Origin of the sequence: Streptomyces sp. NPDC087901, from assembly GCF_044742205.1 — a bacterium.
In the GTDB taxonomy this organism is placed as follows: Bacteria; Actinomycetota; Actinomycetes; order Streptomycetales; family Streptomycetaceae; genus Streptomyces.
Window position 1 is genome coordinate 1 of the sequence record NZ_JBIUUC010000017.1, and the last position, 25,065, is coordinate 25,065.

26 protein-coding genes are annotated in these 25,065 nt (G+C 70.4%); 5 read left to right on the forward strand and 21 right to left on the reverse strand.

Annotated features, from left to right (window positions below; all coding sequences use genetic code 11):
* Window positions 1–105 precede the first annotated feature (105 nt).
* Genes ACIOEW_RS35065 through ACIOEW_RS35080 form a run of 4 tightly spaced genes read right to left on the reverse strand, consistent with a single transcriptional unit; the run spans window position 106 to window position 3,818 of the window.
* Entirely contained in the window at window positions 106–771 is a 666-nt protein-coding gene (locus ACIOEW_RS35065; protein WP_401969006.1) for a response regulator, read from the reverse strand.
* Window positions 768–2,024 carry a sensor histidine kinase gene (locus ACIOEW_RS35070; protein WP_401969007.1) on the reverse strand — a complete coding sequence of 419 codons (1,257 nt, stop codon included), beginning with the start codon at window positions 2,022–2,024 and terminating at the stop codon, window positions 768–770. Before ACIOEW_RS35070 ends, ACIOEW_RS35065 begins: the two co-directional genes overlap by 4 nt.
* A 43-nt stretch (window positions 2,025–2,067) precedes the next feature.
* Window positions 2,068–2,883, reverse strand: coding sequence for an ABC transporter permease (locus ACIOEW_RS35075; RefSeq protein ID WP_401969009.1), 816 nt, complete (start codon window positions 2,881–2,883; stop codon window positions 2,068–2,070).
* Window positions 2,880–3,818, reverse strand: coding sequence for an ATP-binding cassette domain-containing protein (locus ACIOEW_RS35080; RefSeq protein ID WP_401969012.1), 939 nt, complete (start codon window positions 3,816–3,818; stop codon window positions 2,880–2,882). Before ACIOEW_RS35080 ends, ACIOEW_RS35075 begins: the two co-directional genes overlap by 4 nt.
* Window positions 3,819–4,017: 199 nt before the next feature.
* Here ACIOEW_RS35080 and ACIOEW_RS35085 point away from each other — a divergent pair, with 199 nt between their 5' ends.
* On the forward strand, window positions 4,018–4,575 hold the full coding sequence (locus ACIOEW_RS35085) for a GNAT family N-acetyltransferase (RefSeq protein WP_401969015.1): 558 nt from the start codon (window positions 4,018–4,020) through the stop codon (window positions 4,573–4,575).
* A gap of 19 nt (window positions 4,576–4,594) precedes the next feature.
* Here ACIOEW_RS35085 and ACIOEW_RS35090 read toward each other — a convergent pair whose 3' ends face one another.
* The 12 genes from ACIOEW_RS35090 to ACIOEW_RS35145 all read right to left on the reverse strand — a co-directional run bounded on the left by ACIOEW_RS35090 (window position 4,595) and on the right by ACIOEW_RS35145 (window position 16,957).
* Window positions 4,595–6,121: a type VI secretion protein gene (locus tag ACIOEW_RS35090; RefSeq protein ID WP_401969017.1), complete on the reverse strand. Its 1,527-nt coding sequence runs from the start codon at window positions 6,119–6,121 to the stop codon at window positions 4,595–4,597.
* A 1-nt stretch (window position 6,122) separates the two neighbouring features.
* A complete protein-coding gene (locus ACIOEW_RS35095; protein WP_362551867.1) occupies window positions 6,123–7,541 on the reverse strand; it encodes an ATP-binding protein in 1,419 nt (472 codons plus the stop codon).
* 117 nt (window positions 7,542–7,658) lie between these two features.
* Complete coding sequence (locus tag ACIOEW_RS35100) at window positions 7,659–9,209, reverse strand: SCO6880 family protein (protein ID WP_401969020.1); 1,551 nt, start codon at window positions 9,207–9,209, stop codon at window positions 7,659–7,661.
* A complete protein-coding gene (locus ACIOEW_RS35105; RefSeq protein ID WP_401969023.1) occupies window positions 9,206–10,516 on the reverse strand; it encodes a hypothetical protein in 1,311 nt (436 codons plus the stop codon). The genes ACIOEW_RS35100 and ACIOEW_RS35105 overlap by 4 nt, the downstream gene beginning before the upstream one ends.
* A 46-nt stretch (window positions 10,517–10,562) precedes the next feature.
* Entirely contained in the window at window positions 10,563–11,426 is an 864-nt protein-coding gene (locus ACIOEW_RS35110) for a hypothetical protein (RefSeq protein ID WP_401969025.1), read from the reverse strand.
* Window positions 11,427–11,609: 183 nt separating this feature from the next.
* Complete coding sequence (locus ACIOEW_RS35115) at window positions 11,610–11,918, reverse strand: hypothetical protein (protein WP_072489575.1); 309 nt, start codon at window positions 11,916–11,918, stop codon at window positions 11,610–11,612.
* Window positions 11,919–12,233: 315 nt separating this feature from the next.
* Window positions 12,234–12,953, reverse strand: a complete 720-nt coding sequence (locus ACIOEW_RS35120; protein ID WP_362551876.1) for a DUF402 domain-containing protein — start codon at window positions 12,951–12,953, stop codon at window positions 12,234–12,236.
* A gap of 113 nt (window positions 12,954–13,066) precedes the next feature.
* The gene (locus ACIOEW_RS35125) at window positions 13,067–13,651 is read right to left on the reverse strand and encodes a hypothetical protein (protein ID WP_401969028.1); all 585 of its coding nucleotides are present in this window, start codon (window positions 13,649–13,651) and stop codon (window positions 13,067–13,069) included.
* Window positions 13,652–13,815: 164 nt separating this feature from the next.
* Complete coding sequence (locus ACIOEW_RS35130; RefSeq protein WP_401969030.1) at window positions 13,816–14,502, reverse strand: DUF5701 family protein; 687 nt, start codon at window positions 14,500–14,502, stop codon at window positions 13,816–13,818.
* Window positions 14,503–14,669: 167 nt separating this feature from the next.
* The gene (locus ACIOEW_RS35135) at window positions 14,670–16,550 is read right to left on the reverse strand and encodes a serine/threonine-protein kinase (RefSeq protein ID WP_401969032.1); all 1,881 of its coding nucleotides are present in this window, start codon (window positions 16,548–16,550) and stop codon (window positions 14,670–14,672) included.
* Window positions 16,551–16,608: 58 nt separating this feature from the next.
* Window positions 16,609–16,833, reverse strand: a complete 225-nt coding sequence (locus tag ACIOEW_RS35140; RefSeq protein WP_401969033.1) for a DUF397 domain-containing protein — start codon at window positions 16,831–16,833, stop codon at window positions 16,609–16,611.
* A complete protein-coding gene (locus tag ACIOEW_RS35145) occupies window positions 16,826–16,957 on the reverse strand; it encodes a DUF397 domain-containing protein (RefSeq protein WP_401969035.1) in 132 nt (43 codons plus the stop codon). The genes ACIOEW_RS35140 and ACIOEW_RS35145 overlap by 8 nt, the downstream gene beginning before the upstream one ends.
* Window positions 16,958–17,303: 346 nt before the next feature.
* Here ACIOEW_RS35145 and ACIOEW_RS35150 point away from each other — a divergent pair, with 346 nt between their 5' ends.
* Both ACIOEW_RS35150 and ACIOEW_RS35155 read left to right on the forward strand, forming a co-directional pair.
* Window positions 17,304–17,696, forward strand: a complete 393-nt coding sequence (locus tag ACIOEW_RS35150) for an AraC family transcriptional regulator (protein WP_362551897.1) — start codon at window positions 17,304–17,306, stop codon at window positions 17,694–17,696.
* 92 nt (window positions 17,697–17,788) lie between these two features.
* Complete coding sequence (locus ACIOEW_RS35155; RefSeq protein ID WP_362551899.1) at window positions 17,789–18,205, forward strand: VOC family protein; 417 nt, start codon at window positions 17,789–17,791, stop codon at window positions 18,203–18,205.
* A 131-nt stretch (window positions 18,206–18,336) separates the two neighbouring features.
* Here the strand turns inward: ACIOEW_RS35155 and ACIOEW_RS35160 are convergent, their stop codons facing one another.
* Window positions 18,337–18,903, reverse strand: a complete 567-nt coding sequence (locus ACIOEW_RS35160) for a YcxB family protein (protein ID WP_401969038.1) — start codon at window positions 18,901–18,903, stop codon at window positions 18,337–18,339.
* 77 nt (window positions 18,904–18,980) lie between these two features.
* The gene (locus tag ACIOEW_RS35165; protein WP_401969245.1) at window positions 18,981–19,952 is read right to left on the reverse strand and encodes an NADP-dependent oxidoreductase; all 972 of its coding nucleotides are present in this window, start codon (window positions 19,950–19,952) and stop codon (window positions 18,981–18,983) included.
* 107 nt (window positions 19,953–20,059) lie between these two features.
* On the opposite strand from ACIOEW_RS35165, the gene ACIOEW_RS35170 reads away from it, so the two are divergent.
* Window positions 20,060–20,647 (forward strand): TetR/AcrR family transcriptional regulator, encoded by a 588-nt coding sequence (locus ACIOEW_RS35170; RefSeq protein ID WP_401969041.1) that lies wholly within the window; start codon window positions 20,060–20,062, stop codon window positions 20,645–20,647.
* A gap of 189 nt (window positions 20,648–20,836) precedes the next feature.
* On the opposite strand, the gene ACIOEW_RS35175 is transcribed toward ACIOEW_RS35170, so the two are convergent.
* Both ACIOEW_RS35175 and ACIOEW_RS35180 read right to left on the reverse strand, forming a co-directional pair.
* On the reverse strand, window positions 20,837–21,601 hold the full coding sequence (locus ACIOEW_RS35175; RefSeq protein WP_401969042.1) for a DUF4232 domain-containing protein: 765 nt from the start codon (window positions 21,599–21,601) through the stop codon (window positions 20,837–20,839).
* 316 nt (window positions 21,602–21,917) lie between these two features.
* Entirely contained in the window at window positions 21,918–22,337 is a 420-nt protein-coding gene (locus ACIOEW_RS35180; protein ID WP_401969045.1) for a DUF6188 family protein, read from the reverse strand.
* Window positions 22,338–22,534: 197 nt separating this feature from the next.
* Here ACIOEW_RS35180 and ACIOEW_RS35185 point away from each other — a divergent pair, with 197 nt between their 5' ends.
* Window positions 22,535–23,731 carry a hypothetical protein gene (locus ACIOEW_RS35185; protein WP_401969047.1) on the forward strand — a complete coding sequence of 399 codons (1,197 nt, stop codon included), beginning with the start codon at window positions 22,535–22,537 and terminating at the stop codon, window positions 23,729–23,731.
* Window positions 23,732–23,802: 71 nt separating this feature from the next.
* Here the strand turns inward: ACIOEW_RS35185 and ACIOEW_RS35190 are convergent, their stop codons facing one another.
* Window positions 23,803–25,014, reverse strand: coding sequence for a low temperature requirement protein A (locus ACIOEW_RS35190; RefSeq protein ID WP_401969049.1), 1,212 nt, complete (start codon window positions 25,012–25,014; stop codon window positions 23,803–23,805).
* Window positions 25,015–25,065: the final 51 nt, after the last annotated feature.

Genomic DNA, 25,065 nt, shown 5'->3' on the forward strand with positions numbered 1-25,065 from the left:
TACTGCAGGGGGGACCCTGTGGGAGAGTAGGACGCCGCCGAACTCCTTTTGATAGTTAAGCCCCGTGCCCTTGTGGCACGGGGCTTTTCTGCGTTTACGGGCTCCTCAGCCCGCAGTGACCAGGTGAGTGTCGTACGCCAGGATGACCGCCTGCACGCGGTCCCTGGCTCCGGTCTTCGCGAGAATGCGCGAGACGTGGGTTTTCACGGTCGATTCGGCCAGGTGGAGCCGTTCGGCGATTTCCGAATTGGTCCAGCCCTGGCCGATGACGGTGAGGATCTCCGTTTCCCGGTCGGTGAGTTTCGCAATCCGCGCGTCCGGGGTCGCGGCTCCGCCGGGGGTGGCGGGCAAGTGCTTTACGTAGGCGTCCAGGAGACGGCGAGTCAGGCTCGGGGCGACCACGGCGTCGCCGCCGGCCACCGCGCGGATGCCGGAAAGGAGCTCCTCCGGGAGCGTGTCCTTGATCAGGAAGCCGCTGGCGCCGGCGCGCAGACCGTCGTACGCATAGCGGTCCAGGTCGAACGTCGTGACGATGAGGACGCGCGTACGGGAGCCGGTCCTGATGAGGCGACGAGTGGCCTCGATGCCGTCGAGCAGGGGCATCCGGATGTCCATCAGGGCGACGTCCGGCTGGTGTCGGGCGACGAGTTGGAGGGCTTCGTGGCCGTTGGCGGCCTCGCCGACGACGGTCATGTCGTCCTGGCTCTCCAGCAGCATGCGGAATCCGAAGCGTTGCATCGGCTGGTCGTCCGCGATGAGCACGGTCGTCACGAGGGGGAGTCCTCCAGGGGGAGTCGGAGCCGTACCTGCCAGCCCGTGGTGGCCGGCCGGCCCGCTTCGAGTGTGCCGTCGTACAGGGAAGCGCGCTCGCGCATGCCGGTGATTCCCTGGCCGGTGCCGTCGGGCGGGCCGACGGTGGGGTGTGGGTTGCCGTTGTCGGTGATGAGGGCCTCCAGTTCCGTCGGACGGTACGTCAGCGTGACCTCCGCCGTCAGGGACGGTTCGGTGTCGGTGTGCTTCAGCGTGTTCGTCAACGCCTCCTGCACCACCCGGTACACCGTCAGTTGCCGTCCGGGCGTGGGCGGCACGGCCGGTGGTGTGCCGTGGCGGTGCAGGCTCACGGGGAGTCCGGCGGCGCGTACACCTGCGAGCAGGGCCTCGATGTCGTCGAGTGTGGGCTGCGGGGTGCGGTCCGCCCGGTCCGGGTGTTCGCGCAGGACGCCCAGCAGGCGGCGGAGTTCGGCGAGGGCCTGGCGGCTGGTGGTGCCGATGGCATCCAGGGCCTGGGCGGCCCGTTCGGGACTCTTGGCCGCGGCGTAGGCGCCGCCGTCCGCGAGGCCCGTGATCACGGAGAGGTTGTGCCCGATGATGTCGTGCATCTCCCGCGCGATCCGGGTCCGTTCGGCTGCCGCGGCCAGTTGGGCCTGCTGGTCGCGTTCGAGTTCGAGCCTGTTGGCGCGGTCGACGAGGGCCTCCGTGTACTCCTTGCGCGTACGCACCACGATGCCGACCAGGGACGCGAACGCGAACGCGTACAGGTGGGGGACGAAGAGCCTGTTCCAGTCGTCCGGGAAGTGGGTCGAGCCGATGACGAGTGGGGCGAGCACGATCGCCCCCGACCATGCCAGGGTGCGCATCGGCTTTCGGAGCGCGATGTTGAAGACGACGATCTCCTGGAGGAAGGCGGCCTGGATGACTGCTCCCGTCCACACGTTGACCAGGGAGAACGGCGCCATGAACACCAGCACGGCCAGCGGATGGCCGCGGCGCCACAGCAGTGGGGCGGAGAAGGCGACGCTCATCCAGAGCACCAGCGTCGCCGACACGTCCCGGTCGACGGCGACCGTGCGCCAGCCGCCGGACGAGACGTCGAGGACGGCGAACAGCACCCAGAACGTGGTGAGGAGTCCGTCCCAGACGAGGGGGCGGCGGCGGTCGAACGCGCGGACGCGCCGGAGCAGGCGCTGGATGTGACCGGTGAGCGGGAAGGGACCCGTCGGCCGGTGCGTGTCGTCGTCCTTCACTCGTCCGTCACTCGTCCATCCTCGCGGCCCGGTTCCGTCCGTGTCATGCGTCGCGGCTTCGCAGGAGCAGGGCCGCCGCGATCAGTGTGGCCGCAGCCCACAGGACGAGGGCGAGCAGGGCCCCGCCGGTGGAGGCGGCGTCAGGGAGCGGTGTCGCGGAGCCCAGTACGCCGGCGGACTGGGTGGGGAAGTAGCGGACGGCGGTTTCGACGGCGTCGTACGGGAGCATGGTGAGGACCTCCGGCAGGACCATGACGCCGCCGATGAAGGCGCCGATCGCGCCCGGGACCGAGCGGAGCAGGGCGCCGAGGCCGAGGGCGATGAGGCTGAGGAGGGTGGCGCCGGCGGCGTTGCCCGCCACCGCCCTGAGTACGCCGGGGTCGGTGAGGGCGGCGGCCTGGTCCGTGTCGTGGAGGAAGAGCTGCGCGACGACGAACGTGAGCAGTGAGGTGGTCAGCATGACGCCGAGGACGGTGGCGGTGAAGACGGCCGCCTTGGCCCACAGGACAGGGAGCCGGCGGGGGACTGCGGTGAGCGAGGCACGGATCATGCCGGAGGAGTACTCGCCCGCGGTGACGAGGATGCCCAGGACCACCGTGCAGAGCGTGCCGAGTGTGGTGCCGTAGAGGACCAGGATGACGGTGTCGACGTCGGAGTCGCCGCCGTCGGAGGTGTAGGTGGCGCCCATGACGATGCCGACGGCGAGGACGAGGGCGGCGGCGGACCCGACGGTGATCCAGCTGGAGCGCAGGGTGTGGAGCTTGTGCCATTCGGAGCGCAGTACCCGGGCCGGTGTGACGCGGTAGGGGTGTGGGGCGGGTGTCGGGATGTGGGCCGGGGTGGGTGTCGCGGTGGTCATGCGAGGGCTCCGGTCGGTTCGGGGGCGGTGATCCGGTACTCGACCGACTCCTGGGTGAGGTCCATGAAGGCCTGCTCCAGGGATGCGGTGCGGGGTGTTAGTTCGTACAGGGGGATGGCGTGGGCGGCGGCGGTGCGGCCGATGTGGGCGGCATCCGTGCCGCGGATCTCCAGTTGGCCCGGTTCCGTGCCGGCCGCGTCGGTGATGTCGATGCCGGGGCCGCGCAGGAGGTCGCGCAGGGCGGGGGCCTGCGGGGTGACGACCTTGACCGCGCCGCCGCCCGCCGTGGCCACGAAGTCGGCGACCGTGATGTCGGCGAGGAGTCGGCCGCGGCCGATGATGACGAGGTGGTCGGCGGTGAGGGCCATCTCGCTCATCAGGTGCGAGGAGACGAGTACCGTGCGGCCCTGCGTGGCGAGGGACTTGAGCAGGTTGCGGATCCACAGCACGCCCTCCGGGTCGAGTCCGTTGACCGGCTCGTCCAGGATCAGGGTGGCCGGGTCTCCGAGCAGGGCGGCGGCGATGCCGAGCCGCTGGCCCATGCCGAGCGAGAAGCCCTTGACCCGCTTCCCGGCGACGGCGGTCAGGCCGGCCAGGTCGAGGACGTGCTCGACGCGGCTGCGCGGGATGCCGTGGGTGTGGGCGAGTGCCATGAGGTGGTGGAAGGCGGTCCGGCCGGGATGGACGGAGCGGGCCTCCAGCAGGGCGCCGACTTCGGTGAGGGGTGCGCTGTGGGTGGCGTACGCGCGTCCGCCGACCGTGGAGCGACCGCGGGTGGGTGCGTCCAGGCCGAGGAGCATGCGCATGGTCGTGGACTTCCCGGCGCCGTTCGGGCCGAGGAAACCGGTGACGGTGCCGGGCCGGACCGTGAAGTCGAGGTCCTGGACGACGGTGGTGTCGCCGTACCGTTTGGTGAGTTCGTATGCCCTGATCATGCGGTCGACGCTACGGAGCGGGTGGGCGCGGGGCGTCGGACCGGGGGCGGGACGTGGCGGCGGGCGTAGTACCGGGGTACGACGTGGTGGACATCCAGGGGTCGTGGTGGGCCTCGGCCGGCGTCGAGGGGCGGGGGCCTCGGCCGGCCCGGCGGGAATCACATTGCGCGGCCGTGGGAGTGCAGGTCAGGATCGGTGCATGGACTACGTGATACGGGCCGTGCGTGCCGATGAGTGGCGGTCGGCGAAGGAACTCAGGCTGGCCGCTTTGCAGGATCCGGCCGCCCCGGTGGCTTTCCTGGAGACATACGAGGAGGGCCTGGAGCGGTCCGACGACTTCTGGCGGGAGCGGACGGTCGGTGCGTCGGAGGAGGGTGAGGGCCGGGTCCGGCAGTTCATCGCCGAGGCACCGGACGGAAGCTGGGCGGGCACGGTGACGGTCCTGATCGAGCGGCCGGACGGGGACACCGTGTTCGGTGAGGCGGCCGCGGTCCACCAGGCCCATGTCGTCGGGGTGTTCGTGCGGCCGGAGGTTCGGGGCGAGGGGCTGGCCGAGGAGCTGTTCCGGGCCGGGACGGACTGGGCGTGGTCGCTGGGTGAGCCCGTGATCGAGCGCGTACGGCTGTATGTGCACGAGGACAATCCGAGGGCCGCGGCCCTCTACCGGCGGATCGGGTTCGTGCCGACCGGGGAGAGCGTGCCGATGCCGGGTGACCCGACGGCCAGGGAGCTGGAGTACGCGGTGGCGCGCCCCTAGGGGCTGCCGTCGGGGGGAGTCAGAGGGTGGTCGGGGTCTGGAGCTGCTGGGTCCAGCGGGCGCGGGCCTGTTCGCGGGAGCGGAGCAGGGCGACGGTGGGCAGGCCCTGTTCCTCGCCGGTCGCCAGCAGTTCCGGCAGCCGGGGCAGCGGCGCGACGGCCGCGATGTCGTCGAGGACGAGCGTCATGGGTGGGTCGAGCCGGCCGTCGGACGACCGTGCGGCCATGCGGCGGCCGTGTTCGACCACGTCTGAGGCGAGCGCGGTGAGCAGGGGCATCGCCCCGGGGCCCGAGCGCGGGTTCTCGATGGGTTCGCCGATCACGTAGAGGCTGCCCCCCTCGTCCGCGAAGGATTCCAGCGCGAGCGCATCGGCGCGGTTCGGCGTGCAGGTTTCCCGGATGTGGACCGAGGACAGGGCGCCGAAGGCCCGTACCGTCAGTTCCTGTGCCATCTCCCGGCGTTCGGGATGGGCGGTGAGCGCGGATTCCAGCAGCCCGGCGAGTCCGGAGGCCGCCTTGGGGTGCGTACGGAGCAGGCGCACCGGTTCGTGCGCGCTGCCGCCGAGGGCCCAGCGGTGGACCTGGCGGAAGGGGCGGCCGTCGATGGCGGCGGCGTGGAGCCAGCACTGCAGGAGGGTCTCCGCGGTGTCGGCCGTCGCCGCGTCGATCCGGGACTGAGGCCGTACGGGGGCGAGGAGTGCGGCGGAGCGCGCGGCCGCCCGGTCGGGGAGTTCGCAGCCGGTGGTGGGGGCCCAGTGGAGCCGGGCCGGGGTGTCGCAGAGGTGGCCGGGGTCGTAGATGAGGACGGGGCCGAGCTTGGCTCGGGCGTCCTTCGTCTCGGCCCACACGCTGGGGTCGGAGGTGACGACGAGCACGGGCCCGTCCGCTTCGCGGATGGCCTGGACGGCGGTGGGCCTGCGGGTGGCGGCGGGGCCGTAGACGACGAGGGGTGTGCGCGGCGAGGGGACGACGGGTGGGAGGGGGGTGAGTGCCTGGGTGGCGTCGGCCGGGGCATCCGTTTCGGTGACCGGTGCGGTCACTGGATCGGCGGTGGGTTCCTGATGGAGGGCCGGGGCCGGGCGGGCGGCCCGTTCCTCGTGCGCGTACTCCTGGAGCGGTTCGCGTTGTGGCCGGCTCTGCTGCTCCAGCCGGTCGGCCCGCTGCCGTGCCCGTACCCCTCGCCAGCGGGCGACCACGCCCATCACGAACACGGTCAGTACCACCAGCACCATCAGTTCGCCGATGAACAGGCCCCAGAACAGCCCGTATCCGGAGAGCTCCCCGGCCGGGGTGACCGGCCAGGCGACGGGCAGGTCGTGCGGGGCCTCCACCAGCCGGCGCATGGCCAACGGGGTCTCGGCGAGGGTGACCCCCTCCGGCCAGGTGCCGTGGGCGAGGAGACCGGCCAGACCGGTGGCCGTCCAGGCCAGCAGCGTCAGGCCGAGGAGGAAGAGCAGCAGCCCGATCAGCAGCCCGTCGGGGATGCCTCCGCCGCCGTTCCCGTTCCCGTTGCCGTTGCGTACGTTGCCGCGCCCCGCACCCGCCATGTCATGCCACCGTTGACTCGGACGACTCGTTCAGCCGTTGCTGGTTCTCGATGCGTGCCGCGCGTTGCTCCGCCTCCAGCTCGGCGGCGCGTACGTCCTCCGGGAGCAGGTCGTCGGCGGAGGACTCGGTCATGGCGCGGTCGGTGAAGACGAGGGGGCGTTCGGCCTCGGTGATCAGGTGCTTGACGACCTGGACGTTGCCGTTGACGTCCCAGACGGCGATGCCCGGGGTGAGCGTCGGGATGATCTCGACTGCCCACCGGGGCAGCCCGAGCACCAGACCCGTCGCTCTGGCTTCGTCGGCCTTCTGGGCATAGATCGTGCGGGTCGAGGCCATCTTGAGGATGGCCGCCGCTTCCCGTGCCGCGGCTCCGTCGACCACGTCGCTGAGGTGGTGGACGACGGCGACGAACGAGAGCCCGAGGCGGCGGCCGAACTTCAGCAGGCGCTGGAAGAGCTGGGCGACGAACGGGGAGTTGATGATGTGCCAGGCCTCTTCCACCAGGAAGATGCGTTTCTTCCGGTCGGGCCTGATCCAGGTGTGTTCCAGCCAGACGCCGACGATCGCCATCAGGATCGGCATGGCGATCGAGTTGCGGTCGATGTGCGAGAGGTCGAAGACGATCAGCGGGGCGTCGAGGTCGATGCCCGCGGACGTCGGTCCGTCGAACATGCCGCGCAGGTCGCCGTCGACGAGCCGGTCCAGGACGAGGGCGACGTCCAGGCCCCAGGCCCGTACGTCGTCTATGTCGACGTTCATCGCTTCGGCGGATTCCGGCTCCGGGTGGCGGAGCTGGTCGACGATGTCCATCAGCACGGGCTGGCGGTCGGTCGCCGTCTCGTTCACATAGGCGTGCGCGACCTTGAGCGCGAAGCCGGAGCGCTCGTCGAGGCCGTGGCCCATGGCGACTTCGATGATGGTGCGCAGCAGGGCGAGCTGGCCGGTGGTGGTGATCGCGGGGTCGAGCGGGTTGAGGCGGATGCCGCCGTTGAGCGCGGCGGTGGGGTCGAGACGGATGGGGGTCAGGCCCAGTTCCTGGGCGATGAGGTTCCATTCGCCGACGCCGTCCTCGCCCTGGGCGTCCAGGACGACGACCTGGCGGTCGCGGAAGCGGAGCTGGCGCAGTACGTACGTCTTCTCCAGTGCGGACTTGCCGTTGCCGGACTCGCCGAGCACCAGCCAGTGCGGGGCGGGGAGCTGTTGCCCGTACAGCTGGAAGGGGTCGTAGATGTAGCCCTTGCCGGAGTACACCTCGCGGCCGATGATCACGCCGGAGTCGCCGAGGCCCGGGGCGGCGGTGGGCAGGTAGACCGCCTGGGCCTGTCCGGTCGAGGTGCGGACGGGCAGCCGGGTCGTCTCCACCTTCCCGAAGAGGAAGGCGGTAAAGGCGTCCGACAACGCGGACAGCGGATCTCGCATGGCGTGACTGACCTCCCTCTCGGTGTCGCGGTCTCGGTGTCTCTGGGCTCGGTGTTTCGGTGTTCCGGGGGTCCGGGGTTCTGGCGTCTCGGTGTCGAGGCCTGGTGGGCCGGCGGGCTAGTGGCGGATGCCGGTGGCGAAGGGCAGGGTGTTCACGAACGCGCGGTGATGCTCGCGGTCGCACCACTCCAGCTTCAGATACGACTTGCCCGCCGAGGCCCGGATCGTCCGCTTGTCGCGGGCGAGGGACTCGGGCGAGCGTGACGACACGGTGATGTACCCCACGAGGTTCACCCCGGCCGCGCCGCTCGCGAGATCTTCACCCCGCTGGTCGAGCCGGCCGTAGGCGGCGGTGTCGCGGGGGTCGACGGTGCGGTTCATCTTTGCCTGGCGGCTGGCCTCGGCCTCGTCGTTGGTCTTCTCGGTGAGCATGCGCTCGATGGCGATCTCGGTGGGTTCGAGGTCCATGGTGACCGCGACCGTACGGATCACGTCGGGCGTGTGCACGAGGAGCGGGGCGAGGAAGTTGACGCCGACGGGCGTCATCGGCCACTCCTTCACCCAGGCCGTGGAGTGGCACCAGGGCGCGCGGGTCGACGACTCACGCGTCTTGGCCTGGAGGAACGTCGGCTCGACCGCGTCCAGTTCGGCGGGCCAGGCGTTGCGCTTCGTCATGGCCTGGATGTGGTCGATGGGGTGGTCGGGGTCGTACATCGAGTGGACGAGGGAGGCCAGCCGGCTCTGGCCGAGCGGCTGGCGGACCCGGATGTCGGCCTCGGCGAGGCGGGCGCAGATGTCGGTGAGCTCGCGCGCCATGACGACGGCGAGACCGGCGTCCCGGTCGATCTTGCGGCCGGCGTGCGGGCGGGTGGCGCGGGCCATGGCGTGGGCCTCGGCGGCGAGCTCGCGGTTGAAGTGCATGCAGGCGACGAGGTAGGCGCGGTGCTGCTCGCTGGAGGTGGAGACCATGGACTGGAGCTGCTCGTACGACTCCTGCAGCCAGCCCGGGGAGCTTTTGTCGCCGCGCTGGGCGACGTCCTTGGCGTGGGCGTCGGGGTCGGCGGGCAGGGTGCGGGCCAGCATCTGGATGCGGGTCACGAAGCCGTCGCCGTTGGCGGCGTGCTTGAGCAGGGTGCCGAACCGGTCGACCAGTGCTTCCTGGTCCTCGCTGTCGCGCAGCCCGACGCCGGGCCCCTCGATCTCGATGGCCGCGGTGACGGTGCGGCGGTCGGCGTGCAGCAGTACGGCGATCTCGTCCGGCCCGAAGGGTGCGGCCAGCCAGTTGATCCTGCCGATGCCGGGGGGCGGCCCGATCTCGACCTCACGCCCGTCGGCGCTGACGCCCGCCTCCATGGCGGAGGAGCGGTAGGACGTGCCGCGGCGCAGGGAGCGCTTGAAGCTGCGGTTGATCTCGAACCATTTGTAGAAGGTCCGGTGCTTGTACGGGACGTAGACGATCGCCAGGGCGAGCAGCGGGAAGCCGGTGAGCAGCACGATCCGCAGGGAGAGGACCGGGACGAGCAGCCCGCTCATCATGCCGAGGAACGCGCCGCCGATGATCAGGGCGATCTCGCCCGTCTCGCGGTTCTTGCCGACGATCGCGTTCGGCCGGGCACGGCCGATGAGATACGTACGGCGGGGCGTGATCGGATGGGACTGCGTGCTCAACGCCCGCCACCTCCTGTGCTCTTGTTACCTGAACTGCCTGATCCGCCGGACCGGCCCGATCCACCGCCTGAGCTCCGGCTGCCGTGCGGGGTGCCGGATGTGGGGCCCGAACCGCTGCGGGGCGGAGGTGCGGCGGAGGGGACAGATCCGCCGCCGACTCCGCTCCCGGAGTTGCGGGAGCTGTGTGCGGCGACTCCGCCGCTGACCGGGTTGGCGGGCCGTCCGCCCCCGCTGTTACCGCCGCCGCTGCCGTCCTGGCCGCCGCCGCGGCTGCTGTGGGTCTTGATGCCCTGTGAGACGAGAGCGGCGGGTGAGCTGATCATCGCGGCGGCCTGGGAGCCGTCGGTGGCCTGCTTACGGTTGGTGCGGGCGCCCTGGATCTCGTCGCCGAAGCCGGGCACGAAGCGGTAGATCATGCCAGAGGCGAAGATCGCCAGCAGGATGATGGCCAGCCCGGAGACGACGGCCGAGAACGCGTCGGGCCCGTCGTCCGAGGACAGCGCGCCGGCCAGGCCGAGCACGATGACGATGACCGGCTTCACCATGATCACCGCGATCATGATGCCCGCCCAGCGTCGTACGTGTCCCCACATGTTCTTGTCGACGAGCCCCGCGTACACGGCGGTTCCGAGGAGGGCGCCGACGTACAGCAGGGCGGCGCGGATCACCAGCTCCAGCCAGAGGATGCCTGCCGCGAGGATCGATACGAGCGACACGACGATCAGCATGATCGGCCCGCCACCGATGTCGGCGTCCTTCTTGAGCGCCTCGGCGAACGACCCGAAGAAGACGTCGGTCTGCCCGCCGGAGGACGAGGAGATGACCTCGGTGACGCCGTCGGTGGCGGAGACGATCGTGTACAGGATCAGCGGCGTGAACGCGGAAGCGAGCACGGTGAGCCACAGGAACCCGATGGCCTCGGAGATCGCGGTGGTGAGCGGCACCCCGCGGATCGCCCGCTTGGCTACGGCGAGGAGCCACAGGACGAGCGTCAGCACGGTGGAGGCGGCGAAGACGATCGCGTACTGCTGGAGGAAGCGGGTGTTGGTGAAGTCGACGTTGGCGGTGCTTTTGACGGCCTCGCTGAGCTTGCCCACGATCCACGCTGCGGCGTCGGCACAGCCGCGGCCGAGGGAGGTGAGGGGGTCCAGGGCGGGGTCGACGCTGTCGGGGGCGTTGGATTTGGGGGCGGGGTCGCCTTCGCAGTAGTCCTTGGCGGGGCCGACGATCAGGGAGCAGTCCCCATTACTGGATGGGGACGGCGAAGGTGTGGGAGCGGCCGCAACGCGGGTTGCAAGGATCACCATTGTTGCTTGGACACTCGCCAGGGCTGCACCCAGTACGTTCAGCGATTTAGCGGCCATAGGTGAACCCTCCGTACTCCTCGACAGCCTTGGCGATCTCATCGGCGTTGGAGGCCGTACGGTCGGTGTTGACCGGTGCCGGGCCGTCCTTCTGGGAGAAACTGTCGACCTTCCAGTCGCCGCCCTCCCACTGGAGCTTCAGCGTCATGGTGAACCAGTCGTTGCTCACGGGATTGGTGGATCCGACGCCGGCCGTGCCGAAGACTCCTGTGCACCACACCTCTACCGTGGCGGATGAGCCCGAGAACTGAGTCACCTTGGTTCCGACTGGTGCAGTCCTTGAGACGTAGGTCATGCCCTCGGCTGCATTGCCGCTTTCATCGAGACCGACCTTGTCAAGGAATTCCTTGCTGTACGCCTGGTTGAACTTGCTCTCAAGCTCATTAACTCGACCGGCGACGAAGACTTGGCGCACGATCTGAGCCCGCTGGGCCGGCTTCAGGATGTCAGCGGATACGAGCGCCACGGAATAGTTCGCCGCAGCACTCTCCGCCCCCTGCGGGTCATGCGCGAATTCGGAAGCGATCTCACCGTTCTTCCCCGTCACCGGCTTCGTCCCCGTAGCCGCAGTCGGTGCCGCGCCCGCCTTCTTGCCGTTGCTCCCCGACGCACCGTCCCCGTCGTTTCCGCCGCCCCCGCCCATGTTGGCGAAGGCGATGGCTGCGAGCAGCAGGACGATCACGCCGACGACCGTGACCAGTGAGCGCGAGTTGCGGGCCGGGCGGCGGGGGCCGTAGCCGTCGCCGCCCTCGCCGTCGGGGAGGCGGGTGCGGGTCTGGCGCGTGCCGCCGATGGTGCTGTAGCCGTCGCCCGTACGCCCCGAGTCGTTGCCGTAGCCGTCGTCGTGACTCATGCCGCGTACGCCCCCTCAACCGTTGCCTGAACCGTGTCGTGGTACGACGGTAGCCGTGCTGGTTTCCGCGTGGACGCGGTGTGGTGAGTCGACATCAGAGAGACGCAACCTCTGCCGGTGGGCACGACGGGCGGATGGTGAGGGGTGGGGCGGGACTGCCCCCAGGCATGGGCTGACGGCTGGTTAGACGGCCATCCCGTAGACGATGGTGAACACGGTTCCCAGCGATCCGATGATGAACACACCGGTCAGGCCCGCGACGATCAGCCCCTTGCCCTGCTCCGCGCTGAACGTGTCGCGCAGGGCGGTCGCGCCGATGCGCTGCTTCGCCGCGCCCCAGACCGCGATGCCGAGGCAGAGCAGGATGGCGATCGCCATCACGACCTCGATCATTACGCGGGCCTCGTTGCCCAAGGTCCCGAACGGCCCCCAGTTCGGGGCGATTCCGCCGATGATGGTAGTGATGTCGCCCTTCTCAGCTGCCAGGATCATGTAAGTCACCGCCCCTGTTGGGTAGTTCGGAGCCCGTGCCGCACGGCACGGGTCACCCTCTATCTTCGCTGATGAAACTGCTCTCGTACGACGACTTGGCGGCTCTCTTTACCCGGATCTCGTACATATGACCGGTCTGACCGCCCTGACCTGCGGATCGAATCGGTGTGTGAGGGATTTGCGTCTGGTTACTCTGTGTATCACGGAGGGTGACGCCGGGCAATGATCGCCATCGCGCCACCCTGACCGAGACCTGCGACGGGGGCTGAACCGCACCCATCGGGGGTGATGCGGGGAGGTCGGGGTGGGCGCCGGTCAGAGGAGGGGGTGGCGGGGGACCGGTGGCCGGGGCGGGGTTCGCCAGGCCGGCGGCGGCCGGAAATCGCACCAGGAGCCGTCGAAGGGAAAGGTTCCGGCCTCAGCGAGCCCGGCCACCCTGTCTCCCTCGGTCCTGATGGCCGCGGCCTCGTCGGCGCTCCAGTACGCGGGATGGCCGGTCTTCTCGGCGAAGGATTCCTCGTCCTTCCACTGCCAGGTCCGGTCCGGCGCCACGTTGATGTCGAGCTCGTGGTCGGCGATGTCGATGTCGTCGCCGTGGTGGACGCGACGCTCCAGGTTGACGTACCAGCCGCGGAACTTCCGTCTGCGGCCGAAGAGCCACAGCACGGAGTGCGCTGCGCCTGTCGGCTGGTAGAAGAGGGCGCTGCCCATCGGCCACCGGCCGGCGATCACGGGGTAGCCCTCGGCGGGGCGCTCGTGCGGGGCGATGTCGCGCAGGTGTGTGGCGCCGCGTGGCAGGGCCGTGTGCCACATCGGGGTGCCCGTCTCCATCCAGACGAGCTGTCCCTCGGGCGTGCGTTCGACGAGACGCACGGGTACGGAGGCGCTCAGGTGGCCGCCTATGAAGAAGTTCCAGTGCAGGATCCGGCCCGGTCGGCTCGGCTGGCCAGGCTCGTCGCTCCTGCGGTTGCTCGTGCCGATTCTTGTGTCGGCTCCTGTGTCGTTGCTCGTGTCGTCCCTCTCGCCCGCTTTCATGCGATTGATCATGCCCGCGGTCAGGTCTCCGGACACGTGTCCGGCCGTCCCCGCTGCGCGCGGGGTCGTCGTCCGATAGCCGGTAGCGGTAGCCGGTGCCCCGGCCGGCCGGCTCAGTGGCCTCCCCGGTTCTCCACGCACGGCCCCGTTCCCGGCTGGGGTTCGGCGTAGGCGCCGTGCACCTGGATGGTCAGCTCCTTCTCCGTCACATGCCCGGACACGCACACGTCGCCGGTGTGAACGCTGTAGAACCCGTCCCAGATGTAGACGCCGTGCTGCTTTCCGCAGCCGAGGTGCTCCAGCGCCGCAGTGATCCGCTTCTCGCTGACGTCGCCCTCCTGCCGGGCCTTCTCCAGCTCGTACCGGATGAGCGTGGCCGACGCTTCGCCCTTGGCGCGCTTGGCCGGGCTGAGCTCGGCCGACATGCGATAGGCGTGGTTGTCGCCGTAGTTGGGCGGCCGGTCCGCGTTGTTTCCCTCCTGCGGTGTTCCGGTCGTGCTCGCAGTGGGCGATGAGGAGGCCTGGTTCGGGGGAGCCTCGGCGGGCTGGGCGCACTTCGGCCGGGGAGTGAACGACGGCCGCGGGAAAGGCGACTGGGCCTGCTGCTGTCCGGAGTGCTCGGTTCCGCACGCGGTCACGGTGAGTGCGAGGAGGGCGGCTGCCGCGGCCCATTGTCTGAGGCGTGTGGTGAGGGACATGACATAAGTCTCCCGGACCGCCCCCTGTGCGGGTGCGCGGCCGGCTGCGCCCGACTCGGCCAGTCTCACGACTCCCCAGCCCCGCTGGGCGGCTTCGGACAGGACGTGCCCCCAGTCCTCCAGCAGGTCGGTGAAACTGTCGAAGGGACGGAGCGGCGGTCGCTCTAGGCGCCCGGGAGGCGGCGGCCCGTCGTGGAGCCGAAGCCCAGCCAGGTGTGCCGGTTTCCTGCCCAGCACCAGCCGGCCTTCGGGGCGTTGCGCCGCTCACGGCCGTCCCGCCCGGTGCCGTTGCTGATCCAGAGCGCCGGTGTGCGGGCGTCCAGCGTGCCGTTGGCCTTGCGCAGCCGGGAGCCGATGGTCATGAAGCAGTGGTTGCGCTCCAGGGCGGCGGGCTGCTGCAGCACCCAGTGGATGCCCTCGGTGAGCAGCAGCGGGGTGCGGTCCTGTGCGCTGAGGGCGGGCAGTGCCTCGTCCGGGCTCCAGTTGGCCATGTGGTCGCCGCGGTCGACGCTGCGGATGACGTAGAGCGGTGCGTCGGGGACCGTGACGGTGTCGAGCGGGGTGAAGAGGTCGACATCCGGCATGTCGACGACGACGAAGCCCGGTTTGTCCTCGCGGCGGAGCAGCGGGGCGAGGGCGGAAGCGGGGGCCCGGTCCGGGTGGACAGCGAGCAGACCACCGTCGTCGTCGCCGGCTTCGGCCGTTTCGGCCGCTTTGGCGAAGTCGCGGATCTCGGCAGCCGACAGGCCGGCGATCTCGTGCACCCCGAGTTCGATCAGCGTCTCCGCCTGCGCACTCAGGGGCGGAAGCGCAGGGAGGGCGGCGGCGGTGACGGGGGTGAGTTCGGGCACGATGCTCCTCGGGCGGCTGCTGGTCACGTGGATGGCCGCAGGCGTAACGAGAGGGTCCTGCCGGAACGTTCCCTGCATGGCGGGAAAAGACAAGACCCCACCTGCCATCGGCGTCCACACACTCATTGACCCTGTGCGGACCGACGGGGGCTCATGAACGGTCGAGGCTAGTCCTCGTTACGGGTGAAGACGTAGGGGACGCCGCGCCGGGTGAGGACCCGCAGGCTGTCCTTCCCCGTGGGACGGATGTCGAAGGTGGTGTGGCCGCGGCAGATACCCATGTCCGCGGGGACAGGTGACGTGACCGCGCCAAGGAGTCTGTCCCGGGTGACTGTGACGACGACGACCGACCACCCGCACGAGTCGGCGCCTTCACCACCGAGGAAACCGATCTCCGCTCCCGGCCTGAGATCGCCGATATCGAGGGTCAGCGACGGGCTCGTGTCCGAGGTCTTCCACGATCCCTGGTACGTGCGCGTGAGTTCTGCGTCCGGATACGCCGCGGTGTCCTTGCGCAGGAGGGCAGTGGCGTCTCCTGCGCGCCACTCCAGTACGTCGCCCTTGAGCGTGAGTGTCTGCTTGTCCGGTGAGCAGTCCGGGCCCTGTTCGTTTTCGGTCGCATCCAGGTCCTCATGCGTCACGACCGTCCGACGGCTCTTGACGCCCATCACGGGGACGAAGCCCACGCAGGCCCGCTCGGGGTACCGCAGGACGTATTCCGCGCTGTTCCCCGTTCTCGGGTCCCCCTTGGCGATCGTGAAATTGACGAACTGGACCGCGTTCTCTGTCGCGTCGTCCGTAGCCTCGCCCGACCAGGTCCCCACGAAGGCGGCGTTGTTGAGTGCGGGAGGCGTGGCCGAGGCCGTAGGCCCTGGTTTCCGGTCGTTTTCCCCTGCGCCGCCGCCATCGCTCAGCAGCGGCGCGAGCGCCGCACCCGCGCCGATGAGTACGAGCAGTCCTGTGGCGAGCGCGAGCCTCCGTCGGTGCTTCGGGAGGTGCGGGCGTCGTGCGGGCTCGGCGGGCGTCTCCGAGTCCGGATCCGCCGCTTCCTCCGCCGCTTCCGCCGGCGCGGGCTCCGTCTCCGTCTCCGCCTCCGCCTCCGTCTGCAGCGGCGGCGGCGCCGACGCGGCGACCGGTACGGGGACGTGCTGAGTCGGGAGAGGGGGCGCCTGGGCGTCGAGCAGGGCAAGCAGATCGGCGGGGAGCCAGTCGGGGCGGGCATCGGGGGCCCAGCGCTCGGCACCTGCGGCGATGTCCCCCGTCGCGGGCCTGTTGAGAGGATCCTTCTGCAGACAGTTCCGTACGAGTTCGATCAGGGGGGACGGCAGACCGGTCAGGTCCGCCTCCTCCTCGGCGATACGGAACATCAGTGCGTGAGCCCCGCTGTCCAGGGTGCCGAACGGGGTCCGTCCGGTCGCGGCGTAGTGGAGGACCGCGCCCAGGCAGAAGACGTCCGAGGCCGGGGTGAGGCGCCGTTCGCCGCGGACCTGCTCCGGTGACATGAAACCCGGCGATCCGATCACGGCACCGGTCCGTGTGAGGAAACCGTCGACGGGGGTCTCCAGGGCGCGGGCGATGCCGAAGTCGATGACGCGAGGGCCGTCGAGGGTGAGCAGGACGTTGGACGGTTTCAGATCACGGTGGACCAGCCCGGCCCCGTGGACGTCGCCGAGGGCTCGGGCGAGCCCGTTGGCGAGAGCGAGGACTGATGCCACGGGTAACGGGCCGTGCTGCCCGGACACCACGGTGTGCAGGTCGGGGCCTGGTACGTAGCCGATGACGACCCAGGGCGTCGGGCACTCGGTGTCGGCGTCGAGGACGGGCGCGGTCCACTTCCCGCCGACCTTGCGCGCGGACTCGACCTCCTGGGCGAACCGCCGCCGGAACTCGGGGCTGTGCGCGAAGCCGTCGTGCACCACCTTGATGGCCACGGTACGTCCGCCCTCGGAACGGGCCAGGTACACCCGTCCCATGCCGCCGGCTCCGAGGCGGCCGATGAGCTGGTACGGCCCGATTTCTGAGGGGTCCTCAGGCGATAACGTGTCCACGGCATGACGGTAAGGCACCCATGATCGGACGTCAGCCGGTCTGCCGGACAACTGGTGGTCAGAGTCCGGCGAAGTGGTCGAACTCGCCTGCCCTGACCCCCTTGGCGAAGGCCTCCCACTTGGTGCGGGTGGTCGTGACGACGTTCCCGGGGTCGCTGGTCTCGCGCAGATACACGAGGTCGTCGCCCTCGACGAAGGCGATCTCGATCCAGGGTCCGGGTCCGGGTTCGTCCGCGGGGGCGGCGCGGAGCCAGGTGAGCGGTGCGGGGGCGTCGTCAGCCATGGGGGCGATCCTCCTTGAGCGTACGGAGGAGGGCGCGGAGGGCGGCGGGGGTGGTGCGGAGTATCGCGCCGGTGGGGTCGCCCGATTCGGTCAGGCCTATCGATCCGCTTCGGTCGGTGCCCACGTGAACGCAGGCTTCGCCCCGAGCCCGGATAGTAGGTGGCCTCGAAGGGGATCACGCGGACGAATAGAGGACCAGTGGGCCGATCGACCGTAACGAGGGCTTGCCGCCCTGCTGGACTCCCACACCCGGACACGGTTGCGGGAGTATCCGTAGCCCGGATCCGTAGCCCGGATCCGGCGTCGACGGATCCGTCGTCCCCGATATCCGCGCCGCCGCCCACATCGCCTCCAACTCCGAAGCGGTGGGCCGGTATGCGGCCTTTGGATCATCGCGGAGGGTGCAGCGGTCAAAATTGAGAGCGATATAAGCGCTGCCCACGCTCCGGGGCCTCCGTATCGTTGGCGGGGTGAGCCGTGCCTCGGAGGAGTCCAATCGCCGCATGCTGCGGGTGAAGGACGCGATGGACCGCGCGTACGCCCAGCCTCTCGATGTACCTGCCCTCGCCCGGCTCGCCTACGTCACCGAGGCGCACTTCTCGCGCACCTTCCGGGCCACGTTCGGGGAGACGCCGCACCGCTACCTTCAGCGGCGTCGGGTCGAGCGGGCGATGTTCCTGCTGCGCGAGACCGACCGCAGCGTGACGGACATCTGCTTCGAGGTCGGCTTCGGCAGCACGGGGACGTTCAGCCGGACCTTCCGGGAGATCGTCGGCCGGTCACCGAGGGCGTACCGCAAGGAGGCGGCGGCCGCACGCGTACCGACGTGCTTCACGATGGCGTGGACACGGCCGAGCGGCTGAGCGTTCGGCCCGCTGCGCGGCCGCGTACTCCGGGTGCCGAATGAGCAGTTCTGGATAAGTTTTCGCGGGCCCGTCCCCGTAGCGTGAACGTCATGTTCAACGCAATCACGCACTCACAGATGTACGTCCTCGACCAGGACGAGGCCCTCGACTTCTACGTCGGCAAGCTCGGGCTGGAGGTGGCCGCCGATGTCGACCTCGGGTTCATGCGCTGGCTGGCCGTCAGCGTCCCGGGTCATCCGGAACGGCAGATCCTGCTGGAGAAGCCGGGCGCTCCAGCGATGTCCGAGGAGACGGCGGCGCAGGTCCGGGACCTGGTGACCAAGGGGGCGATGGGCGGCTGGCTCATCCTCACCACGGACGACTGCCGCAAGACGTACGAGACGCTGCTCGCCCAGGGCGTCGAGTTCACCGAGGAGCCCACCGAGCGTCCCTACGGCACGGACTGCGGGCTCCGCGACCCGTTCGGCAACCGCATCCGTTTCACGCAGCCGAAGGCCGGCGCCTGAGGTCGAACTCGCGGTGGTTCAGAGGACGGTGACCGGTGGGTGGCGGCCGGTCGCCGGCGCGGTGGAAGGGGGCGCGGCTGTGAGCGTGGCCGGGATCGACTCCTCCCGGCCGCGGGTGCCTTTCGTGCTCGTCACAGGCGTGTGGTGTGCCGGTCCAGGACGGCGCGCAGCCGGTCGAGATCCCCGGCCTCCTGCGCGCCCCGTTTCGGCAGGACGCCGAGGTACGTGATGTGGCGGTCCCGGCTGAGCAGGACGAAGTGCCCTGCCGTCTCCCGGTAGCCCTGGTAGACGGACCACTTCTGGATCAGCGTGCTGTGGTCGTTGCGGCAGGTGATTCCGGCCGGGGCCACGGTGGCGTGGTACTCGCCCTGCCATCCGACGACCCGCTGCACCTGGGAGGCCTGTAGCCGCGGGTATCCCCACACCATCAGGACGACGAACAGGAACAGCACCGTCGAGACCGCGTCGATACGCCCGCGGCCCACGACGGCGAGCAGCCACTGGCCCGCCCACAGGGTGAGGAACGCCCACCGCAGCAGCAGGCCGGTCCGCTTGATCCGCTCGCGGACCCGCAGTCCTGCCAGTGCGTCGGCAGCCTGGGGCCGGTACACCAACTGGACCGCGGTCAGTTCGTCCACGACGACGTCGGCGGCATCCGCGCTGTTGCCGGTGCCTTCGGCGCTGGGACCCTCGGACATGGTTCCTCCCCGGTGTGAAGAACTGCGGATCCTACCGAAGTCCGGCCCCGGGGCGGACGGCTGTGTCGCGGCAGTCTCTACGCGACCACCTGGAGGACGAGCTTGCCCTGGATGTGGCCCTGTTCGGCGCGCGCGTGGGCTTGCGCCGCCTCGCTGAGGGGGAAGACGCTGTCGATGGCAACCCGCAGCCGGCCGGCATCGAGCAGGGCGCCGAGCACGGCGAGTTGCTCGCCGCTGGAGTGAACCTGCCAGCCGCCCACCGAGATCCCGAGCGCGGCCGCGCGCTCGGGGTGGTACTCCCCGAGAAAGACGGGGGCGATCCGGCCGCCGCGCCGCAGGACCGGCAGGAACCGGTGGCCGTTCGGGCCGCCGACCGTGTCGACCAGGACGTCCACCTCCTCGTGCAGGACGTCCTCGGCGGCGGTCTGCGTGTAGTCCACGAAACGGTCGGCGCCCAGGTCCTTGACGAACGCCTCGTGGCGCCCCGAGGCCACGCCGATCACGCGCCCGGCGCCCCTGGTCCTGGCCAGCTGTACGGCGAAGTGGCCCACTCCGCCTGCCGCCCCGTTGACCAGGACCGTGCCGCCAGGTCCGAGGCGCAGGTGCTCGACGAGGAACTGGTACGCGGTGAGGGCCGCCATCGGTACGGCCGCGGCCTCCACGTGTCGCAGCGTGCCGGGCCTGCGCGCCAGGTGTGCGGCGGGTGAGGTTGCGTATTCGGCGTATCCCGCGTGCCGGCCGGGGAAGTCGACCAGCCCGAACACCTCGTCGCCGGCCTGCCACTCGGTGACCCCGCTGCCGACTTCCGCGACCACGCCGGAGATGTCGGAACCCGGGGTGAAGGGCAGTGACCGTACCGGACGCATTGCCTCGGGGATGTTCTCGAAGCCCCTGCGTGCGTACCGGTCGGGCGGGTTGACGCCCGCCGCGTGGACTCGTACCAGCACTTCGCCCGGCCCTGCCTCGGGGCGCGGCACCTCCTCGTACACCAGTTGCTCGGGGCCGCCGAAGGCGTGCACTCGCGCGGCCCGCATCGTCGCTGTTCCCATGGTGTTCCCCCAGGCGCCGTAGGGCGCACTCCGCTCCGATATGATTCGGAGCACTGCTCCAGATAGTACGTGGAGCAGTGCTCCGGTTGTCAACGTCGGGAATTTCCATGCCAGATGAGGCCACCCCACAGGGGCAGCGTGCCGATGCCCGGCGCAATCGCGAGCGCATTCTCGAAGTCGCCGATGACGTCATACGTGAGCAGGGCACCCAGGCTTCGTTGCGTGATGTCGCCCGGCAGGCAGGTGTCGGACTGGGCACGCTCTACCGGCACTTCCCGACGCGGGACGCTCTTCTGGAGACCCTGCTGCGCCAGGGCTTCGACAGGCTCGCGGGGCAGGCCGACGAGTTGCTGGATGCCGGGCTGCCGCCCGAGCGGGCGCTTGCGGAGTGGCTCGGCGAGTTCACGCTCCGGGCCGGCGCGTTCCGGGGGTTGCCGGCCTCCCTGATGGCCACGCTCAGCGACCCGGACTCGGCCCTGCACGCCTCATGCGAGGCCATGCGCGAGGCCTGCGGCCGGCTGCTGCGAGCGGCCCAGAAGGCCGGGAGGATCCGGTCCGATGTGGACGGCACCGACCTGTTCGTACTGGTCAACGCCCTCAGTTGGATCGCCGACCAGGCGCCTTCGATCGCCGCTCGCAGTGAACGACTGCTCGCCCTGGTCATGGACGGCCTCGCGCACACCGGTGACAGGTAGGGGGTGCGCGGACGCCGTTCCTCTCCGCAACTGCGGCGAGGAACGGCAGAAGCCCCCTGACGGGCCGCTGGGGTCCGTCTGGGGGCTTGGTGACGTGGCCGATCCGTTCAGCCGATCCGTTCCGCCGGGGCGTAACGCCCTGCCGGGCGCTCGGCGTACGAGCCGGCCGATTCGGCTGCCGGGCCGGGGTCAGGACTTCGAGTCCGCCTGCTCCATGGAGCTCACCGCGTCGGCGATCGTGCTGCGGTACAGGCCCAGCTTCGGGTCGAGGACCTTCACGTCGGGGCCGAGCGGGAAGTTGAGCTGCTCCGCGTTGGGCATGTGGTCGCCGTCGGCCAGCACGTTCAGCTCGTTGATCCAGGTCAGGGCGCCGTCCGCGCCGCTCGGGTTGAGGTCGATCACCGCGATGGCGGCGTTCTTCGGCTTGACCGGGTAGGCCGGGGCGCCGCCCAGGCCGCCCGGGACCAGCGGGGTGATGTCACCGCTGTGGTCCTTCGCGCTCGCGCTGCCCAGGCTGACCCGGGGGAAGTAGCTCAGGCCGCAGGCGTTCGCGCCGGTGTTGTTGACCTCGATCACCTGCTGGGTGGCCGAGCCCTCACGTGCGTACACCCGTACCGACAGGTCCGCGCTCTTGCACGGGTGCTTGTAGGCGTAGCTGTCGCTGGTGTTGCCGCCGGTGGTCGTGCCGGCGTTGGCGGTGCCGCTCTTGGACGTGCCCGTGCCGGAGGTGACCGTCTTCGCGGAGCCGCCGGTCGTTGCGGTGTCCGTGTTCTTGTCGGAGCCGGCGGGCTGCGAGGCGCCCGCCGAGGCGGCGGTCTTCGCTGCACTGTCCGCCGGGCCCTCCGACTTCGTACCGCTGCCGTCTCCGCCACAGGCGGTGAGGGCCAGGGCGAGTACGGCGGTGACTGTGGCGCCGACGGCGGCGGTGCGCTTGCGGGTGTGGATCGTACGCATGTGGATTCCCCGAGTATGTGGCGGTCGAGTGTGGCGGTGCTGCCGAGGCCCGGAACTTGCGGCGAACCGCTCCCCCTCCTGACCTGCTGACATATGAAGCTTCCCGCCCGCCGCTCATGTTCTGCTAACGCCTTCCTGGCGTCCCGCTGTCGTGCCCGGATCCGGGGGCCCACCGGTGCCAAGGGGCCGGGGCGCCGGGCAGGTGCCGTCGCCGTGGCCGGAGCGGCCGCCGGGGCTGAGGCCGGTGCCGGACCGGCCATGTCTTCAGGGCGTCCTGTTCGTCCGAGCAGAGACCTCGCCTGCTCCCTCGGTCAGTTCAAGCGCCTGGCCGTCCGCTGGGAACCCGATCGGAGAACTTCACACCGCCACCCGGTGTGGATCTGAGGAAGCAGCTGCCTCGCAGAGCTACGAACCAACCGAGACCGCGGGGGGCCGCCGGGACATCCAGCCGCCACCCATGGGCAAAGCGCACCCGCAAAACGCCTGAATCCGCGGCGTGAACCTCGGCGACCACCTGATCGAGCAGCTTCGGTACCCGGCCCAGGTTGATCCGAGTGGCAGCGTGCACGGGAAACGTCTCACCGTCCGCGGTCAGCTCGGCAGGACCCCACACCTCGATCCCGTTCGAACCGATGTGCAGAGCCAGCATGCTGCCGATGATCACCTCGCCGACACCCACTCCGCGCATTGAGCGGACGTCCCAGCCGTCCTGCACGCGTTCGATTCCGTTCTCCATGCTGCAAGGCTATGGACCCGGACCGGCAATGCTCCGCAAGATCGTGTGAGGAGCTGAGCATTGGCCGGCCTGGACTCGTGTGCTCCGGCCGTCGTATGAGCCGGCCGCCGGCCCTCGTGCGACGGGGCCGGGGCCGGGGCGCGGTTGTGCTCCACATCACGCGTGACTTCCGCGGTCTGATCACCGTTAGATGTGATGTGCCCAAGCCTGCCATCTCGGCCGAGACTGCTGCCGCGTCGCCTCCGCCGCCCGCGCCCCTGCCCTTTCTGCTGACGCCACGACAGGGGGAGGCGGCGCGTGAGCTTCTCTCGTACGTGGTCGGCCTGCCGCTGACCTCAGTGGATGCGCAACTCCTCGCCGTCGTCGTGGCGATCCGGGCCGCGCGGGCCGGGGTCGGGAACCTCACGGGCACGGATCTGCGGTCGTTGCGGCTGGACGATCCGGAGCAGGCCGTCGCCGAACTGGCCGCCGCGGGATGGCAGGTGCCCGGCTCGTTGCTTGACGGGGACCCGGACAAGCCGTCCGGGATCGTCGTGCCGGACATGACGCCGGGGCCCGGCCATGTGCTGCCCCTGGGCAAGGGCACCCGGTCGAAGGTCTCGGGATGGGCCATGCGTACGCGGATCGCCAAGCCGGTGAAGAAGGCCTCGCCGGCCGCGCGGCTCGCCGCGCTGTTCCTCGCGGCCTACTGCACCGACGAACTCGTCGGGGAGGCCCCCGCCGACCTGCCCGTCGCCTGTTACGGGGCCGTGCCCGTCCTTCTCGACAAGGGGTTCCTGGCCGAGGTGTCCGGCCGGACGTACCGGCTCGGCCCGGCGGTGCGGCACCTCGCCGGCATGTTCCGTACCTCTGAGGAGGTCGCGGAACTCGAGGCCGAGGAGGCGGTGCGCAGGGCGGCGCGTGAGGCGGCGGCCGCGGCCGAACTCGTGGAGATCACCCCGGACCGGTGGGCGGAGTGGAAGTCCGGCATCAGTCCGGCGCTGCTGCGGCACGTGGAGGCCGTGGAGCAGTGTTCCTCGTGCCGGTGCTCCTTCGGGCGGGTCGCGAAGGCGTTCATGTCCACGCCGTCGCCCGTCCCCGCGCCCCGGCCGGCGGCCGGCGACCACGACACGTGGAGGGAAGCGCACCCGGATTGCGGCAGGGAGGCGGCCGCGTTCACCGTGGCCTTCCGCGCGGAGCACGGCCACGGGCCGTCGTACGGGCAGCTGTGCAAGGGCCTGGGCTGGAAGAAGCTCTCGCGCTCGCTGCGCGGCCTCGTGGTGAGCGGGATCCTCGCCGACGGATGGCTGACCGAGACCTCTCCCGTGCCGTGGACCCTGCGCCCGGGGAAGGCCGCCCAGGCACAGGGGATCGTGCTGCCGGGGCAGGGGGCGCCGGCCCGGAGCACTCGCTGAGCTGTGCGGGGCGGCCGGTTTGCGGCCTGCGCGGTCCGGTCTGAGCGGCCTGTGCGGTCTGCCCGCGGGGTTCAGGAGTCCGGCGTGCCGGTGGTTCCGGCGGTTTCGCTTCGCGCGGAGAGGATCAGTGTCGCGGCGATGAGGAGCGCGGTGATGATGCCCGTGACGAGGACCGGGGAGGGCCCGAAGGTCGCGGCCAGGACGGCGACGACCGCGACGGGGTGGAGCGCGTCGACCGGGCGACGCAGCCCGCCGGCGCGGCGGTGCAGCAGCCATACGAGGGCGACGAAGACGGCGACCGGGATGGTGTAGGCCGCCGCTGCCGCACGGTCGGAGAGGTGGCCGTGGCCGGTGGCATGGGCCACGTTGACGGCGAGACCGGCGCCGACGGCCGCCGCGGAGGCGAAGACCAGGTAGTGGCCGTACCCCCACAGCAGCGCCATGCGCAGGGTGGTGAGCCGGTCGTGCACTTTCGCACTCCGCGCGAAGTAGAGCCACCACAGGGCGAACACGGTCAGGATGCCCCCGACGACGAGGGCGGCGAGGTCGCCGAGCGCCGCGTCGGAGTCGAGCGCGGCATGGACGGCTCCGGTGGCAGCGGTGATGGACTCGCCCAGCACGATCAGGGTGAACAGGCCGTAGCGCTCGGCGATGTGGTGCGGATGCCAGGTGGTGGTGGCAGCCCGTTCCGCCCAGGCGGGGACGGCGATCTCGGCCAGGACGAGGACGGTGAAGGTGGCGAGCCCGGTGTCCTCGGGCAGGGCCAGGCGCACGACCCAGCCGACCTGCACAACGAAGATCCCCATGGCGTAGCGCAGGCAGGTGCGGCGCCGCTCGGGGTCGGACCGGGCGGCGCGCAGCCACTGCGTGACCATGGCGAGCCGCATGATCACGTAACCCCAGGTGATGACCGTGAAGTCCTCCTGCTGCAGGGCCTCCGACGCCCCGGCGGCGAGCACGAGGGCGCCGGTGATCTGGACGAGGGTGAGCAGCCGGTAGGGAACGTCGTCGGTGTCGTAGGCGGAGGCGAACCAGGTGAAGTTCATCCAGGCCCACCAGATCGCGAAGAACACCATCGCGTAGCCGAGGACACCGTGGGCGATGCGGCCCTCCGCGAGTTCGTGCTCGAACGCCGTCGCCGCCTGGGCCACGGCCGCGACGAAGCAGAGGTCGAAGAACAGCTCCAGCATGGTCGCGGTGCGGTGCTGTTCGTCGGCGAGGCGGGCGACCATGGGCTGCCGCCAGGAGGAGGGGGAGGGCGGGGAGGGCGGTGAATGGCTCATGGGGGCTCATTCTTCCCGCTGTTTTGGTCGGGAGGGGCCGGCCGTGCCCTC